Genomic DNA, 17,531 nt, shown 5'->3' with positions numbered 1-17,531 from the left:
AACATTGATTAATTTTTAAAGATAATGAAGACAAAACATATTTCAATAAAAACAACAACAATGGTTCTTTTAGCTATATTGCTAATAGGATGCAGTGATTATTTAGATGTAACTCCTGAGTCCGTTTGGGAATCAGATAGTTTCTATTCAACACCTCAAGAAGCCGAAATCGCACTAGCAGGAATTTATGGCGTCATTGCCAGTGATGAAGGTTATGGTAGAGATTTGATGATTTTGGAAGCAGGGACCGACGAATATTATTACAATCGAAGATTCAATGAAGACTGGGGCGTTTCGCTTTTTAGGAATACACCCTCTGATAACGAATCTTTTAATTTTTGGACCAATCAATATCAGGCCATCAATCTTGCCAATTTATTTGTTGAAAGTATTAATCCCTCCAGTTATCAAAACATTGAAGATTATAATGCTTTAATAGCCGAAGCTAGATTCTTAAGAGCTTTGTGTTATTTTAACCTAACCAATTTTTGGAATGCCATTCCTTTAAGATTGAATTCGTCTAAAGATCAAAGTGATAACAATAAACCTGCTGCTAATTTAGCCGATGTTTATCAAGCAATTACAGACGATTTTACATTTGCTTCAGAAAATTTAAGACATCCCTCAGATGCCAAATATATTCCGGGAAGAGCACATAAACTCGCAGCGCATGGTTTACTTGCGAGAGTTTATTTAAAGATGTCTGGTTATCCACTTAAAGAAAACCATTATGCCGATGTAGTAAGCCATTGTGACGTTGTAATTAATGATGGATACCATTTGCTAACACTTGGCGATGGCACCAATGGCTATAGAAATACCTTTCTAAACCTTATTGGTGGTGTTTATAACACCCGCGAAGTTCTTTTCGAAATCTCATTTCAAAATTTGAGAGATCAGGGGTTAATAGGTGTTGATGGCCGATATGGTGCATTAAACGGACTAAATTTTGGCTCAGCCAACACTTTTGGTGACCCTAATGGATTTGCACAGGCAGGTGTCTACCCCACTTTATCTGGATTATATGATCAGGCTACCGATTTACGATACCAATGGAATATTCCTTCATACAGACGCACTGGTACGGGTGATATAACAGATATAGGCAATGAGTTGCAAGTATTATTTTTTTGTCCAGCTAAGTATAGAAGATGGGAACCTCTTAATTATGCCGATATAGAAATTCCTGGTACCAATGAACAGTATATTGTACTTGAAAATAGTGCTAGTGAATTGAATCGAAACTTTACGAGTGTGAATTTTCCAGTGTTGAGGTATTCCGATATTTTACTAATGTATGCTGAAGCTGCTAATGAGATAAATGGTGGCCCAACAGCCTTAGCAATTCAATATCTTAATGAAGTTCGATTTAGAGCTGGTTTAGACGATATTTCTATCGAAAAACCAACGGTAGCTACCAATAAACAATTGTTTTTTGATGAACTTGTAGACGAACGATCCAGAGAACTCTGTTTTGAAGGAGTTCGAAGACATGATTTAATACGATGGGAATTGTTGGATGATAAATTAATTGAAATAAAAAACATTGTTGAAGGTCATCCTAATTTTTCTACAGCAAATGCTGATCATCAAGCGATTCTAAGAGGACCACTTAATTTTGATATTAGTAAGCATTTGTCTTTACCATATCCACTTATTGAGGTTTCTATAAATCAGGAACTGGATCAAAAATTAGAATGGAGGTAATTCTCTATAAAAAAAATATATATTAAATCCTTTAAATGGATTTAGCCATAAAAACTAAGGTTAATAGCAGAATATAAGTTTTTTAGTTTAATCCGTAACTAATTCGTGGCGACACTGTCACGAATTAGTTATTTAAAATTTGTTATAAATAATGCCTATATGTATAAAACAGGAATAATTTTATTAGTGGCATTACAGTTCTTTAGCTGTTATTCAATTCAAAAGAAAGAATCTTTAGAAAAAACCCCAAATGTGTTGATTATATACCCAGACCAATTAAGACGGTATAGTGCCAGTTTTTGGTCTGAAAGTCAATATATAAACGATGTTGTTGGTGAACCAGACCCAGTAAGGACTCCTAACATCGATAAGATTGCTAAAAATGGTGTGGTATTTACAAATGCCGTAAGTAATTTCCCGTTATGTAGTCCTGCTAGAGGTATGTTGTTATCGGGATTGTATCCTGAGCAAAATGGTATTTGGAACAATTGCAGAACAGGAAGAGGTGAAAGCCTAAAAGATGATATTCCGACCATTACCGATATGTTTTTTAGCGCAGGCTATAACACGGCCTATTTTGGCAAATGCCATTGGTTGAAAAATGACCCTTTATTTAATGAATATGGAAATTATGTTGGTACAACTAAACCACCAGGTGGACAGTATCTCAATAAATATGATACCTATGTACCACCAGGAAAATCGCGTCATAGTATAGAGTATTTTTATCAGTCGGTAAAAGATGAACATTATGATCCGTTGGTGTTTTCAAATGATCCCAATGCTATTGATGGTAAAAAGGATGGTGAGCTTCACCGTCCAAAAGTATTTACCCCTAAAAATGAATCTGATAAAATCATTCAATATCTAAAAAACGATAGAGGCCAAAGAGATAGTAATAAACCTTTTTTCATCATGTGGTCTATAAACCCACCTCATAATCCTTGGAACGAGAAGAATACCGATATGGAAATGTTTCACAAGTATTACGATAAGGAAAAAGTTCCTCAATTGGATTCTCTTTTAATAAGAGATAATGCAGATTTGTTAAAAGGGGATTACGCCCGCTTCTATTTCGCTAATGTTACCAGTGTTGATAAATACATAGGTATGGTTTTAGATGAGCTTAAAAAAATGGGTGTATTGGATAATACGATTGTTATTTTAAGTTCAGATCATGGTGAAATGTTGGCTAGTCATGGAAAAGAAGGTAAAAACACTTTCGAAACGGAAGCTTTAGCTGTTCCTTTTATAATCCATTGGCCCAGAGGATTAAAGGGCGGAAAAATATCAGATGTGTTGCTTAGCGTTCCCGATGTTTTACCCACCACCATGGCATTAGCTGGGTTAAGGCAATACATTCCAGCCAAGGTACAAGGTGTTGATTTTTCTAAAAAACTATTTGGTAGTGAAAACGATTTATTTAAAGAACCAGAAGGTGTGTTAATTATGTTAAACAATTCAAGGGGAATACACACTAAAGTCTATACTTTGTGCATTCATGAGAAGAAGTCGTCTAATGACAAAAAAAATATTGAGTTGTTAGATGTCTATTTGTACAATAATTTAAAGGATCCTTACCAGCTTAAAAAAATACCTATTGAAGATATTCCAGAGGTTGCAAATAAGTTATTGGGAATTTTAGGGAAAGAACTAAAAAGAACCAACGATCCTTGGTATAAAAAAGGTAAACATAAAGATATTATCTTTTATCCTTCATAATTTAAAATTTTCAAAACATGAAATCATATAAAAACTTATGTCATTTAATACTTCTAATAACCCTAAGTTTAAGTTGTAAAGCCCAAGAAACTAGTAAACTATGGGAACAATTTAAAGAAGCATCAGAAAGTAATACAGAACCTATTTTACCCGATTTTTCGTATTCTGGGTATAAATATAGTGAAGAACCAATTCCTTTTGTGAGTTATAAAATATTTGATGTTACCAAATATGGCGCGATTCCTAATGATACACTATCAGACAAAAAAGCTATTCAAAAGGCCATAAAAGAAGCTACTGCGAATGGAGAAGGCATCATTTATTTCCCAAAAGGAACCTATTTTGTAAACACTTCTAGTGACGATCAAAGCATCATTTTAATTCAATCCTCAAAAATTGTTTTTAGAGGTGAAGACCGAAATCAATCTATTCTCTTTTTTCAAAATGATTTACCGCCCGCGGATCCCAATAAATTATGGACAGTTCCTTTTTCAATAAAAGTAGCCACCAAAAAAAGAGGTAAGCTTTTAACAAATATTACAAAAGATGCCAGAAGGGAATCGTTTATAATACATATAGAAGATGCATCTAAAATAAAAAAGGGCGACTGGATTACCATTAAAGTTTTAAATAATGCAACAGACTTAGTCGAAAAGGATTTGTTTCCATTAAAGCCAGATTCGAGCTGGGAATCAATCATCAATAAAGGTGTTCAAGTAAACGAGCATCATAAGGTTGCTAAAGTCGAAGGAAATACAATTCATTTAGTAGAACCTATTCATTACAATATAGAAGCTAAACACAACTGGAAAATTGATGCTTTTGAATATCTAGAACATGTTGGTTTCGAAAACATGACTTTTGAAGGCAATTGGACTAAAGATTTTATCCATCACAGATCGGCTCAAGATGATGGTGGTTGGAGTATTTTACAATTGTCAAGAGCTATTAACTCCTGGGTTAAAGATGTTACTTTTAAAAATGTAAATCGAGCCTTAGAATTTTCCGTTACTGCGGCATGTACGGCATTAAATGTCTCTATTGAAGGGAAAATAGGACATACAGCAGTTGATGTTTCTGGTTCTACCGGTGTTTTAATTGCCAATTCTATGGATTTGGCAGGCATGCATCACTCTTTTGGAGTTTCTGGCGGAAGTACTACAAATACAGTTATTTGGCGTTCAAAATACCCTGCACACACCTCTTTTGAGGCACATGCTTCTCAACCTCGTTGTACCCTTTTTGATAATGTAGAAGGAGGCTTCTTTCAGGGTCGTGCTGGAGGTGCTAGATTTAATTTGCCAAACCATGGGCGCTATTTAGTATTGTGGAATTATGAAGAGATCGATGCTCCAGAAAAGGATTTTACATTTGTGGCTACAGATACATGGTACTGGAGAATTGTACCACCTATAATTGTTGGATTTCATGGTTCTGGTACCACCTTTAAAGAGGATGAAGTTCAAATTCTAGAAAGTTTGGGCAAACCAGTTCAGCCAGAATCATTATTTGAGTCGCAACTTGAATTTAGACTTGGGAAATTGCCAGAATGGATTAATGAGATTAAAAAACTATAAAGAAATTAAAACAAGATATTTCATATGAGAACACCAGTTTTAATATGTAATCTGCTAATTTGTTGTATGGCTTTAAGTCAAAACAAGTCAAATACTTTTAAACTTTTCTATTTGGGTGGTCAGTCAAATATGGATGGTTTTGGTTACAACAAAGACTTACCAGATTCATTAAACACAAACTTTGATGATGTTTATATTTTTCATGGGAATCCGGCAATAGGAGGAGAATTAGATGGAGGGTTGGGTATTTGGGAACAGCTAAAACCAGGACATGGTGAGGGTTTTTCATCGGATAATGAAAAAAATAATTTATCTGCAAGGTTTGGTCCTGAATTGTCATTTGCTAAAAAAATGAAAGCGCTGTTTCCAAATGAAAAAATTGCGATCATCAAATATTCTCGAGGAGGAACTTCTATAGACAGTGTATCAAATAGAAAACCAGGATGTTGGGAACCTGATTATAATGCTAACCAAGGCATTAATCAGTATGATCACTTTCTTTCAACGTTGAGAAATGCCTTTAGAGATCATGACATAGATAATGATGGTAATGATGATGTATTAATCCCTGAGGGAATAGTATGGATGCAGGGTGAGGCAGATACCGATACAAAAGAAATCGCCGATCGCTATTTATTTAACTTAAAGCGATTAATGGATTTAATAAGAGCTAGTTTGTTGACAGATGATTTGCCAATAGTAATAGGTAAAATTTCAGATTCGTGGGACAAGGGAGATAAGGTTTACCCCTATGAGGAATTGGTACAATATGCACAGGAAGAATTTGTTAGAATTGATAAAAACGCTGACATCGTGCGTAATTCTAGATATTATAAATTTTCTGATAGATGGCACTATGATAGCCAAGGGTTTATAGATTTGGGTTCAAGTTTTGCGGAAAAGTTATATAGCTTAATAATTAAAAATAGTAATAAATAGTATTCAAGCACCATGATGGGTGCTCGATTCGTATTGCTTTTTATAAAAAAATGTATTTCATTCAACATTCAAAATAGGACTCATCATAAAATAAGAGATGAGTCCTCATTAATGTAAATTTATCCCCTACATTAAATACATTACTCCCCTCCGTTTACATGTTGTTTTATCAAATTTGAAAAACATTAATTAAAACTAACATCTAAAACTTTACTATTATGAAAAAAATTACTTTATCATGTCTCACCCTTTTATTAGCCTTCGCGTCTTGGGGTCAAATAACTTATATTAATGAAGACTTTCAGGATACTGATATATCTGGGGGAGTAGTAAAGCTTAATGCCACTAACTTTGCTAAATACAACTATACAGCTGATATGGCTGGAGGACAAGAAAATTGGAATGCTGGACCTACAGTTGCAGACAAAACCAATTCGGTTTCCGTTAGTGGCGGTTCTGCAGGTTGTCAATTTTTTGCTGATTCTTTTGGTGGTCAACAGTGTATTGCAATGCGTGGTAGTGCAAATTATGCAAATGTAGACACAGGTATATTTTTTACGGGATTAGATCTTACAGGGCAAAGCATGTTGTATTTTGAATTTGAGGTTTATGGCGGTAATCCTTCAGATAATGCCAATATTACGCCAACATTACAATCATGGAATATAAATTTAAATCACGGCAATAGTGATAACTCATTCGCTATATCAGATTCATATTTTGCAGCAGGACCCAATGTGGCTACAAATATTCCGTTTGATATTACCAACGGGACTACAAATCCAACCAACCAAACGAGTTTTGATATCATTCCAGGACAATGGATTAAAATTTCTGGTAGTGTCGATTTATCAGGTAAACCATTAGGTACGTTTGCTATATTCCAAATTCAAACAGATACAGGAGGGTTTTTAACTGCTGCTGGTGGATATACAATTTTTAGCCTTGATAATGTTAAAGTATCTGCTACTTCAACACTTTCTAATAACTCTTTTGAACTTAAAACCGATTTAAAAATATACCCTAACCCGGTTAAAAATGTTTTGAAAATTCAATCTAAAAGTAATTTAGATATTTCGAATTTAAGTCTTGTTAATGTTTTAGGAAAAACAGTTTATACTTCTAAAGCCTTGAATGATATTGATGTGAGCCCCTTGGCTAAAGGACTTTATTTTTTAAAAATAAATTCTTTGGAATATGGTGTTTTTAGTAAAAAAGTAATGATTGAATAAATAAGTAATACACTTTAGGAAAAGTGTTTTCCTTAATGTTAATAAAATGCATTGGTCATTTTAAGTAATTTCAAATGACCAATGCAATTAAAAACTTAAACAAAGTTGATAAAATGAAAGCATTCTTGTCATTTTTTTTGAAAGGGCTTAAACTTAAGCTTGTCAAGTTAAATTTTTTAATTTTTCTTTTTTTATTTCCAGTATTGATGATGTCGCAGGATGCTTTGATATGGCAAAAATACACGGGTCAAATATCCGATCCTAATATTCCCTTGCTTCCTAATTATTCGTATGCCGGTTATATGAGGGGAGAAGTAGGCATTCCCAACACGTTTGCTTACCCTACTTTTGATGTTACCAATGCAACCTATGGAGCAGTCCCAGATGATGGACTTTCAGATCAAGTGGCTATTCAAGCCGCGATAAATGCAGCTGAGGCGAACGGAGGTGGAGTTGTTTTTTTTCCACCTGGTGAATATTTGGTAAATACGGATCCTAATTCAACCAATACAATAACAATTAATAGTTCCAATATTGTTCTTAAAGGAAGTGGGTCAGTTCCTGGAGGGACTATTATAAATATGGTCAATTATATGCGGCTTCCTTCTGGCGTAAGTGATGCCAATAATCCTGCGATGTTTACTTTTTCGCAAACCAACACTTCTTCTGCGACCAGAACAGGTGTTGGCGATGCCAACGCTGGTGATATGTATGTAACCGTTACAGCAGGTGGTACGACCCCGTTTTTGACAGCAAAATATTGCCGGATTAATACACTGGCTAGTACTGCTGCTACTAACGATTTTTTGGAGGGTAGAACGACCAAAGGCACTTGGTCTGATATTAATGCTGGCGTAATTTTGGATGAAACCCATGAAATTGACTATATCGATGCAGCGAATAATCGAATTTATTTGAAAGATCCAGTAATCGATACGTTTAAATCCTCTTATGGCTGGAGAGTAAGCACTAATAACTTGATTGAAAACTGTGGGTTTGAAGACATTCATTTTAAAGCCAACTTTTACGATGTATTTGTGCATCACAAAGATTATATTCACAATTATGGTTGGAAAGGAGTGGACTTGAAAAATGTGGCACATTCTTGGGTAAGGCGTTGTAAATTTTCCAACGTAAGTAAAGCCACAACCATTACAGGCAGATCTTATGCATCCAGTATTCTTAATATTCTAGTAGATGGAAATACGGGTCATGCCCTTTCAAGTGTGGGCTTCAAGTCCTCTAGAATATTGCAAGGCTTAATTTGGGATAACACTAGTAATGGACAATTTCATGGCGCTGATATGAGTGGCGGCGTTGCCGGTTCAGTAATATGGCGTGTGGATGCCAGAAAAGGATATGGTCTTGATTTGCATGCCAGTATGCCCAGAACCAATTTGATTGATTTGTATACTCAAATGGATCTCGATAATGCTGGAGGTAATTTTACGGATCTTCCAAACCATTTAAAAGGACTTACCATGTGGAATGTTGAGCGGGTAGGAACTTCCAGCAAGAGTCAAAATTTTTGGAATCTTTGTGGGAGTAACTATTGTGGCTTAACGGTGGTAAACCCCATAGTTGTGGGATACCACGGTACTGCAAGTACAACCTTTAGCAATGTCAAGTATCAAGAAAGTATTGGTGCTAAAGTGTTCCCAGAATCACTTTATGAGGCTCAGTTAGGACACCGTATAGGAGCTGCACCCAGTTGGATAGTTGAAGCTATAAATGATTGGAATACGCTGAAGACAGATTGGTATTTTATGCCTCCAACTAATGGTACTTATACGGAGAACTTCGAGAACATGACCCTTATTGATTGGGGAACCGAGACTTACACGGGCAATAGTGGATATTTATGGACCATTAATGCCAAAGGTGTTTCTGGGTATATTGATGCCAGTAAGGGTATATACTTTCATAATAGTGTAACAGGAGTTCAATCCGGCACTGTAGCTGGTGGAATTGGTAATTTTTCTGTGCAATGTAGGGATCTATTCTCTCAAGGAAATGATAGAGTTATACAGCTATTGATAAATGGTAATGTGGTAGATTCTTTTACTCACAATGGAACAGAAGTTTATACTTACACGGTCGAAAATATTAATATTGAAGGCAATATCAATATAGCTATCAGAAATGCTTCTGATGTTGGAGCTAATAATACGTTGGCCATAGATAATATTTCATGGACAACTTATGATGGGACCTTAACAGCCGATCAAGTTCCAACTGCAATTGATGAAATAAAATTATATCCAAACCCAGTTAAACAAACTTTAACCTTATCCGGCAATTTAAAGAATAGTAGCTTATTGGTAATTTATGATTTGTCAGGAAAGCATATCAAGGGTATTACTATATCTCATCTCAAAAATGACTCTATGAATTTAGATGTTAGCTATTTAAAATCAGGATTCTATATTATTGAAATTAAATATTTAGATATGGCTTCAGCTTTATTGAAGTTTGTTAAAATATAATTTTCGAAAAAAATAAAAAGCCTTTAATAGAAAAATAATGAAACTATTGTTTGTGCTATTTTTTTATGATAAAAAGGTTCAGGTAAAATAAATATTATCAGAGAAAACAAATTAGTATAAACTTCAAAAATGTCAATAAATTTATTTGATTTAACCGGAAAAGTAGCATTAATAACAGGAGCTATTCATGGCCTAGGAATGGCCATGGCGAAGGGATTAGGGAATGCCGGGGCCACCATTGTTGTTAATAATAATTCATTAGATAAATTAAATGATGCTCTTGCAGAATATGAAGCATCAGGACTTAAAGTTTATGGATATGTTTTTGATGTTACTGATGAAAAGGCTGTTATCAAAGCTATTGAGGAAATAGAAAAAGAAGTTGGCCCTATTGATATTTTGGTAAACAATGCAGGAATAATTAAAAGAACACCAATGGTGGATATGGAGGTCTTAGATTTTAATGCCGTAATACAAGTAGATTTGGTTGCCCCGTTTATAGTATCTAAAAACATTGCGAAAGGTATGATCAAAAGGGGTGGAGGAAAAATTATCAATATTTGTTCCATGATGAGTGAATTGGGAAGAGATAATGTTAGTGCATACGCATCCGCTAAGGGAGGTCTTAAAATGCTTACCAAAAATATGGCTACAGAATGGGCTAAGTTTAATATTCAATCAAATGGTATTGGACCAGGTTACTTTTCTACGAGCCAAACTGCACCAATAAGAGTAAATGGCCATCCATTCAATGATTTTATTATCAGTAGGACACCTGCAGGACGTTGGGGAAACCCTGAAGATTTGCAAGGTGCAGTCATATTTTTAAGTTCAAAAGCTAGTGATTTTGTAAACGGGCATATTCTATATGTTGATGGTGGCATCCTTGCTACCATAGGAAAACCATCAAATGAAGATTAAATTTTTATGCTAATAATATGTTTTTAAAAAATACCTCTGTTGATGGTTATTCTATTGTTCAATTGCTCCCATAAGGTAAATACTAAGATAATTAACGTAAAGAATATTTGGGTATTTTGGTAAATCTTCAAAAAAAATAGAATTATCAAAGGATTTTTGATAGTATTATACTTATAACTATTGATATAAAATCTACAATCAAACCAATTACAAGTCAGTCAAAATTTAAATAATGATAGTAGTGCTACTATCGCTATTTTAATATTTTAACCTTTAGTTTTTCACTTTATTTAAAATAAACCTTTAATAAAATCATTTTTTAAACCAATATCTTTTGGGTTGAACCTCATTTTATCATGAAGCAAAGTGGCGTAAACACTTCTAAAGTCTGTTTTATAAATTAAATCACCATTATCAAGATTTTTTAAATCAGGATTTTCTCCAATAATTTGACCTTTATTTTGGCCTCCAATAACAATCATTGGTGCTGCAGTACCATGATCGGTACCACTTCCATTATCTTTTACACGCCTACCAAATTCAGAAAAAATAACGATGGTAGCTTGGTCTAATAATTTAGATTCTTTTAAATCCTTATAAAATGCAAATACAGCCTCATCGAGTTCTTTAAGTTTGTTTTGATGAACTCCTAATTGGTTATTATGGGTGTCAAAACCATTTAAAGAGGTGTAATATACCTTTGAATTTAGATGACCTTTTATCAATCGAGCAATCCATTCCATTTTAGAGGCTAGTTGAGATTTAGGATAGCTAATTTCAGTTTTAGAATTTTTTAGAGCATTTTGTATTTCTTCCGCTCCTTCGTTTACAGAGTAAGATATTTTTCGGGCGAAATCCAATTGCGGATTTCCAGAGAGTTTCATCACCTCTTGCTCATTATCACGCATTTTAAATTGCTTTAGATTTCTTACAGTTATAAAATTAGGTTCTTCACCTTTGAGTGATAAATTATCAATATTATCCAAGTTTATACCTGCTGTTGGCATGTGATCGTTACATTGTAAATCAAGATATCTGCCAAGCCATCCATGACTTAAATATTGATTTGATGCCGATGCTGTTTGCCAAATTTCCTGACTTCTAAAATGTGAACGATTGGGTTCGGGATATCCTACATTTTGAATAACACTTAAGTCACCGTTTTGTTGAATGTCAGAAATACCCTTAAGTACAGGATGAAAACCCATACCCTTGTTTTTATTTATAACCTTGTCTTTAGAAATCCCTATGTGGGGTCTTAATATTTTATATAGTGGGTCATCGTATGGAATAAAAGTATTCAAACCATCATTACCGCCATTTAATTGGATAAAAATCATACAATCTGAGCCGCTATTGACAAATGATTGGTTTTTAAGTGCATATAAAAAATTGGGAACTATTAATGTACCTCCTGTAAAAGTTGCTGACAATGATAAAAATTGACGTCTTTTCATACTAACTCTGTTTTATATTACTTGAAATTCTGGAGTTTTGATAAGGTGATTAAATGCCCTTAACATGGCAGTATCTGCGTTTGGACTTTTAGCATCAAAATCGTATTTTAAAATGGCCTCCATGTCTTCTTCAATATCATCACTAACCTTAAAAATTAAATTATCGGTAAGGGATTTTATAATTTCTTTTTGGGTCATCTCACGGGTGAATAAGCCTATTTTAGGTTTTGCATTGCTTTCCATCTTTTTACCTCTCATTAATTTCCCCATGCATATTAAATCGGCTACATTATTTCGTTGTAAAAAAGTTTGCGATGATAACCAACTATTACCCCCATCCCAACCCTTTACATTGGGTTGGTTAAACAACTCCATACCTTGCTGTCTCAAGAAAAAGAGTATATACTCTGGTTTTTCAATGTTAATATTTAACTCATTTATTAGTTGTAAAATATAGCGTAGTGGGTCTTTAATTTTTGTTCCCGATGTATGGTCTTGATAAGCTTCATTAAACATTTTTATCAATAGTGGTTTAATTTCAAAATCAACCTCCCTAAAAAAGTCTCCTAAAGCCTTTATTTTTTCATCTTTAGGATCATCTTCAATAAACCACTGTAAGAGTTTTTTGGTTATTAAGTAGGGGATTTTGGGATGTTCAAAAATAATATCTACAATATCATCCACTTTAAATACGCCCGTTCTTCCTAAATAGGTAAGGGTATCATTATTTGAAATAAAACGTCTGTAAACTCCATGTTCATCACCATAATTTAACCCAGCCAGTGCTTTGGCGCCGTTTTTAATATCATTTTCACTATAATTACCAATGCCCAGTGTAAAAAGTTCAAGAAGTTCTCTACTAAGATTTTCATTAAAATTGTTGTTTCGGTTTTTAGCGTTGTCCAAATAATTAATCATGGCGTTGGATGTGATTATTTGTTTGGTCAATGTTTTGAAATTGCCAAAAGCATGTTGCCTTAAAATCATATGATGCTGGTAAATCCAATAATTAACTTTAACTTTCTGTTGTGTAGAAACAAAATGATTATGCCAAAAACAAACCATGTTTTCTAATAACGGATATTCTGAAGACATCATTTTAGCGAGCCACCATTTTTGAAGCTCAATAGCAACTTTACGCTGTTTTATGTTGAAGTTTTTTTTCTCCTCTGCTGAATAGCTTTGGATTTTTTTTCGAAGCTCATTATAATCTTTCAAATTTTTTGGGGCATCCTCCAAAAAGCTAGGTAAGGTGGTGTCAACTTCTACATTAAAGGCGTTATTTAAAAATCCATTAATACCTAACAATTCAATTTTTTCTGCCTGTGCAGAGCTAAACCCCAACCGTAAAGACCATAATACAGATTTTTTCATCTTCAATAATTTAATATTTATAAGACTGTAATTTACCCAATAAGTTTAATTTAAAATCTAAATTTAGCAGAATCTATGAATCCAAATCCATACAATTAGAATTAATAAAAGGTCTGGAATTAGAATTATAGATGTATGATAATAAATGGACAAAACGGTGTTTAAGTTCTTTTTGCAAAAAAAACAAAGCAAGGAAAATTTACATCAAGCATATAAAGGACTTTTTATTTCATACTGTATATAAATTTGTTACTTTTGCCATCACAAAAATTAATTAATAAAAAATACAATGAAAATAATAAAATTATTAAGCTTAGTATCCGTGGTATTATTAATGGTGTCTTGTAATAATACTGGAGTTTCTAATAAACCATTAAAAACAGAGCTAGACTCAGTTAGTTATGCTATTGGAATGGATGTAGCCAAAAACGTGAAAGCTAGTTTTGAGGAATTTGATAACGATTTATTTATACAAGGTTATAAAAATGCTTTGGATTCGACAGACATCATGATTGATGAAACTAAAGCACAAGCAATTGTTAGGGCTTATTTCCAAAAGAAGCAGCAAAATGAAATGGCTAAAAGACAAGAGGAGGCTTTAAAAAACAAACAGGATGGAGAAAAGTTTTTAGAAGAAAACAAAGCTAAAGAAGGCGTAGTAACTACTGAAAGTGGTTTACAATATAGTGTTTTAAAAGAAGGTACAGGTGTTAAGCCAACCACGGAGTCAAGGGTAAAAGTTCATTATCACGGTACTTTAATTGATGGCACTGTATTCGATAGTTCGGTAGATAGAGGAGAGCCAGCTGAATTTGGTGTTACTCAAGTTATAAAGGGTTGGACTGAAGGTTTGCAATTAATGGCTGTAGGTTCAAAGTATAAATTCTTCATTCCAAGCGATTTGGCTTATGGAGCCAATCCAAGACCAGGAGGAGTTATACAACCAAATTCTACTTTAATTTTTGATGTAGAATTGTTAGAAATAGTTGAGTAGTAAAAATCAATTATCATAAAATATAAGAAAACAGGAAATTAAATTTCCTGTTTTTTTGTTTGTGGAGTTTTTCAATGGAATAAACAAATCAAGATTGTAACTTTGTACCATATAAAAAGTAATAAATGAGCCATAAAGCAGGTTTTGTAAATATTATTGGGAATCCTAATGTAGGTAAATCAACTTTAATGAACGCTTTTGTTGGAGAGAAGTTGTCCATTATTACTTCTAAGGCTCAAACTACTAGACACAGGATTCTGGGAATTGTTAATGGTGAAGACTTTCAAGTGGTTTTTAGCGATACACCAGGTATTATAAAACCCGCTTACGAACTACAAGAGTCTATGATGGGATTTGTGAAATCAGCTTTTGAAGATGCAGATGTATTGCTTTATATGGTTGAAATTGGTGAGCAAGAGTTAAAAGATGAAACTTTCTTTAATAAGATAACGAATTCAAAAATTCCAGTTTTACTATTGTTGAATAAAATTGACAAATCAGACCAAGAACAATTGGAAACACAAGTGCAACTATGGGCAAAAAAAGTACCGAATGCAGAAATAATTCCCATATCGGCTTTAGAAGGGTTTCAGGTAAAAGAAGTATTCGATAGAATTATTGAATTGCTTCCAGAATCACCACCCTTTTACCCAAAAGACCAATTGACTGATAAGCCAGAACGATTTTTTATAAACGAAACCATTCGGGAGAAAATTCTCCTTTACTACAAAAAAGAAATTCCCTATGCCGTTGAAGTCGATACCGAAGAATTTTTTGAAGAGGATAATATTATTAGAGTGCGATCAGTTATTATGGTTGAACGCGAAACACAAAAAGGTATCATTATTGGACACAAAGGTACTGCCTTAAAACGTGTTGGTGTTGAAGCCAGAAAAGATTTGGAACAATTTTTTGGAAAACAAATTCATTTAGAATTGTATGTAAAAGTCAATAAAAACTGGCGCAGTAACCAAAACCAATTAAAACGTTTTGGGTATAATAATTAAATAATGTTAACTTCTTGATTAGGTAACAATTACTTAATATAATAATTCAATATTTGCACAAACCAAAACTTGTTTGGTTTAGTTTTGAGTTAGTTAGTTAGTTTTTAAAAAGCTTTAATTGGTTTTCTTCTTCAATTAGGGCTTTTTTTATGTCCTAAAATATCGTGCATAAAATTATTTAAAGCCCTCATTTCATTGATACTTGAAGCTTTACCAAAACTCCCAATAAAGTATAGGGTAACCCAAAGCAGTACCATTAAAATGGTTACGCTAGCTTGTAGTGTAAAATTTTGTTCCAATGACCAGTTGGTGTATGTCCATATTCCGAAAGCTATAAATAAACCAGCAACTAAAAAATGAAGAAACATAAAGAGCGTCCAAACAGTTGGATTAGGACCAAATAAGCCTCTAATAACACATGAATTTTCATCAACAGAATTAATTTCAAGGTGCAACTGTGGCGACCAAAACTTTTGTTTATGCTTTGGGAATTTAATAAAAACATGTTCTTCAACTCGGATAACAATAAAATCAGATTGGGTTGCCTTTGCATTTTGAAAATCACTCAAAACGGCTTCGTTGTATCTAGGTATTTCAATTTTAAACCGTGGTCTTAAAACAATGTCATTACTGAGTGGCATCAAATATTTAGTTTAGTCAAGTAAAATACTAATTTTTCCTTAAAGTATAAATAGTTTTAATCTTTATCAAAAAACAACTTTGCGTCGCGTAGATTTCCTATTTTTGCAAAATACTTCTAAACAGAAATATATTTTATCAGCTAAAGGCTGTTTTAGAAGGCAAGATTATGAGTAATATAGTAGCTATTGTAGGAAGACCAAATGTAGGAAAATCAACATTTTTTAATCGTTTAATTCAACGACGAGAAGCCATTGTTGATGCGGTAAGTGGTGTTACCAGAGATCGTCATTACGGAAAAAGCGACTGGAATGGAAAGGAGTTTTCTTTAATTGATACGGGTGGTTACGTATTAGGAAGTGATGATATTTTTGAAGCTGAGATTGATAAACAAGTAGAGTTGGCCATAGATGAGGCTGATGCCATTATTTTTATGGTAGATGTGGAAAGTGGGGTAACAGGCATGGACGAAGATGTTGCTAAATTGCTAAGAAAAATTAATAAACCTGTTTTTTTAGTAGTAAATAAAGTGGATAATGCCAAACGTGCAGAGGATGCCGTGGAGTTTTATTCTTTAGGTTTGGGTGAGTATTATACCATTGCCAGTATAAATGGAAGTGGCACTGGTGAGTTGCTTGATGCTTTAGTTGAAGCATTGCCAGAAAAGGAAAAAATTGTTGAAGAAACCTTACCACGGTTTGCAGTAGTAGGTCGTCCAAATGCAGGAAAATCATCATTTATCAATGCCTTGATAGGGGAAGATAGATACATTGTTACCGATATTGCGGGAACAACACGCGATGCTATTGACACCAAATACAACCGTTTTGGGTTTGAGTTTAATTTAGTGGATACCGCAGGCATTAGAAGAAAAGCTAAAGTAAAGGAAGATCTAGAATTCTACTCCGTCATGCGAAGTGTTCGTGCTATTGAACATAGTGATGTTTGCCTAATCGTTTTAGATGCTTCCAGAGGTTTTGATGGACAAGTTCAAAATATATTTTGGTTAGCAGAGCGAAACCGTAAGGGCATAGTTATTTTAGTGAATAAGTGGGATTTAGTAGAAAAAGATCATAAATCGGTTAAGGAATATGAGAAAGCGATTCGCCAACAAATGGAGCCTTTTACCGATGTGCCTATTATTTTTATTTCGGCGCTAACTAAGCAACGTATTTTTAAAGCTATAGAAACGGCTGTTGAGGTTTACCAAAACCGCACAAAAAAGATAAAAACGAGCAAGCTTAACGAAGTTTTGTTGCCAATTATTGAAAACTATCCTCCACCTGCTTACAAAGCAAAATACGTTAAGATTAAATACATAATGCAGTTGCCAACGCCGCAGCCACAGTTTGCTTTTTTTTGCAATTTACCGCAATATGTAAAAGACCCCTACAAGCGGTTTTTAGAAAATAAACTTCGTGAGCATTTCGATTTTACAGGGGTTCCAGTAAGTGTTTATATGCGTAAAAAATAGTT

General features: G+C 33.8%; 13 protein-coding genes. 10 read left to right on the top strand and 3 right to left on the bottom strand.

What is annotated here, in order from left to right:
• The first annotated feature begins 24 nt into the window (after positions 1–24).
• The 7 genes from ABD963_RS11065 (at position 25) to ABD963_RS11035 (ending at position 10,584) form a co-directional block, all read left to right on the top strand.
• A complete protein-coding gene (locus tag ABD963_RS11065; protein ID WP_345277029.1) occupies positions 25–1,707 on the top strand; it encodes a RagB/SusD family nutrient uptake outer membrane protein in 1,683 nt (560 codons plus the stop codon).
• A gap of 159 nt (positions 1,708–1,866) precedes the next feature.
• A complete protein-coding gene (locus tag ABD963_RS11060) occupies positions 1,867–3,429 on the top strand; it encodes a sulfatase family protein (RefSeq protein WP_345277028.1) in 1,563 nt (520 codons plus the stop codon).
• 17 nt (positions 3,430–3,446) lie between these two features.
• Positions 3,447–5,006 carry a DUF4955 domain-containing protein gene (locus ABD963_RS11055; protein WP_345277027.1) on the top strand — a complete coding sequence of 520 codons (1,560 nt, stop codon included), beginning with the start codon at positions 3,447–3,449 and terminating at the stop codon, positions 5,004–5,006.
• Between the two features lie 66 nt (positions 5,007–5,072).
• Complete coding sequence (locus tag ABD963_RS11050) at positions 5,073–5,945, top strand: sialate O-acetylesterase (protein WP_345277026.1); 873 nt, start codon at positions 5,073–5,075, stop codon at positions 5,943–5,945.
• A 218-nt stretch (positions 5,946–6,163) separates the two neighbouring features.
• Positions 6,164–7,177, top strand: coding sequence for a T9SS type A sorting domain-containing protein (locus tag ABD963_RS11045; protein WP_345277025.1), 1,014 nt, complete (start codon positions 6,164–6,166; stop codon positions 7,175–7,177).
• 74 nt (positions 7,178–7,251) lie between these two features.
• Complete coding sequence (locus ABD963_RS11040) at positions 7,252–9,663, top strand: DUF4955 domain-containing protein (RefSeq protein WP_345277024.1); 2,412 nt, start codon at positions 7,252–7,254, stop codon at positions 9,661–9,663.
• Positions 9,664–9,792: 129 nt separating this feature from the next.
• The gene (locus ABD963_RS11035) at positions 9,793–10,584 is read left to right on the top strand and encodes a gluconate 5-dehydrogenase (RefSeq protein ID WP_345277023.1); all 792 of its coding nucleotides are present in this window, start codon (positions 9,793–9,795) and stop codon (positions 10,582–10,584) included.
• 290 nt (positions 10,585–10,874) lie between these two features.
• On the opposite strand, the gene ABD963_RS11030 is transcribed toward ABD963_RS11035, so the two are convergent.
• Both ABD963_RS11030 and ABD963_RS11025 read right to left on the bottom strand, forming a co-directional pair.
• A complete protein-coding gene (locus ABD963_RS11030) occupies positions 10,875–12,041 on the bottom strand; it encodes a DUF1501 domain-containing protein (protein WP_345277022.1) in 1,167 nt (388 codons plus the stop codon).
• Between the two features lie 12 nt (positions 12,042–12,053).
• Positions 12,054–13,415, bottom strand: coding sequence for a DUF1800 family protein (locus ABD963_RS11025; RefSeq protein ID WP_345277021.1), 1,362 nt, complete (start codon positions 13,413–13,415; stop codon positions 12,054–12,056).
• Positions 13,416–13,704: 289 nt separating this feature from the next.
• On the opposite strand from ABD963_RS11025, the gene bamJ reads away from it, so the two are divergent.
• Together bamJ and era are read left to right on the top strand one after the other, a co-directional pair.
• Positions 13,705–14,409, top strand: a complete 705-nt coding sequence (gene bamJ, locus ABD963_RS11020; protein ID WP_345277020.1) for a BamJ family beta-barrel-assembly machinery protein — start codon at positions 13,705–13,707, stop codon at positions 14,407–14,409.
• Positions 14,410–14,534: 125 nt separating this feature from the next.
• Positions 14,535–15,416: a GTPase Era gene (gene era / locus ABD963_RS11015; protein WP_345277019.1), complete on the top strand. Its 882-nt coding sequence runs from the start codon at positions 14,535–14,537 to the stop codon at positions 15,414–15,416.
• 131 nt (positions 15,417–15,547) lie between these two features.
• Here the strand turns inward: era and ABD963_RS11010 are convergent, their stop codons facing one another.
• Positions 15,548–16,057: a GTP-binding protein gene (locus ABD963_RS11010; protein ID WP_345277018.1), complete on the bottom strand. Its 510-nt coding sequence runs from the start codon at positions 16,055–16,057 to the stop codon at positions 15,548–15,550.
• Between the two features lie 167 nt (positions 16,058–16,224).
• Here ABD963_RS11010 and der point away from each other — a divergent pair, with 167 nt between their 5' ends.
• Positions 16,225–17,529 carry a ribosome biogenesis GTPase Der gene (gene der / locus ABD963_RS11005; protein ID WP_345277017.1) on the top strand — a complete coding sequence of 435 codons (1,305 nt, stop codon included), beginning with the start codon at positions 16,225–16,227 and terminating at the stop codon, positions 17,527–17,529.
• Positions 17,530–17,531: the final 2 nt, after the last annotated feature.

Source organism: Litoribaculum gwangyangense (genome assembly GCF_039543505.1).
GTDB classification, from domain to species: domain Bacteria; phylum Bacteroidota; class Bacteroidia; order Flavobacteriales; family Flavobacteriaceae; genus Litoribaculum; species Litoribaculum gwangyangense.
This window is presented reverse-complemented; position numbering and strand designations above follow the sequence as displayed.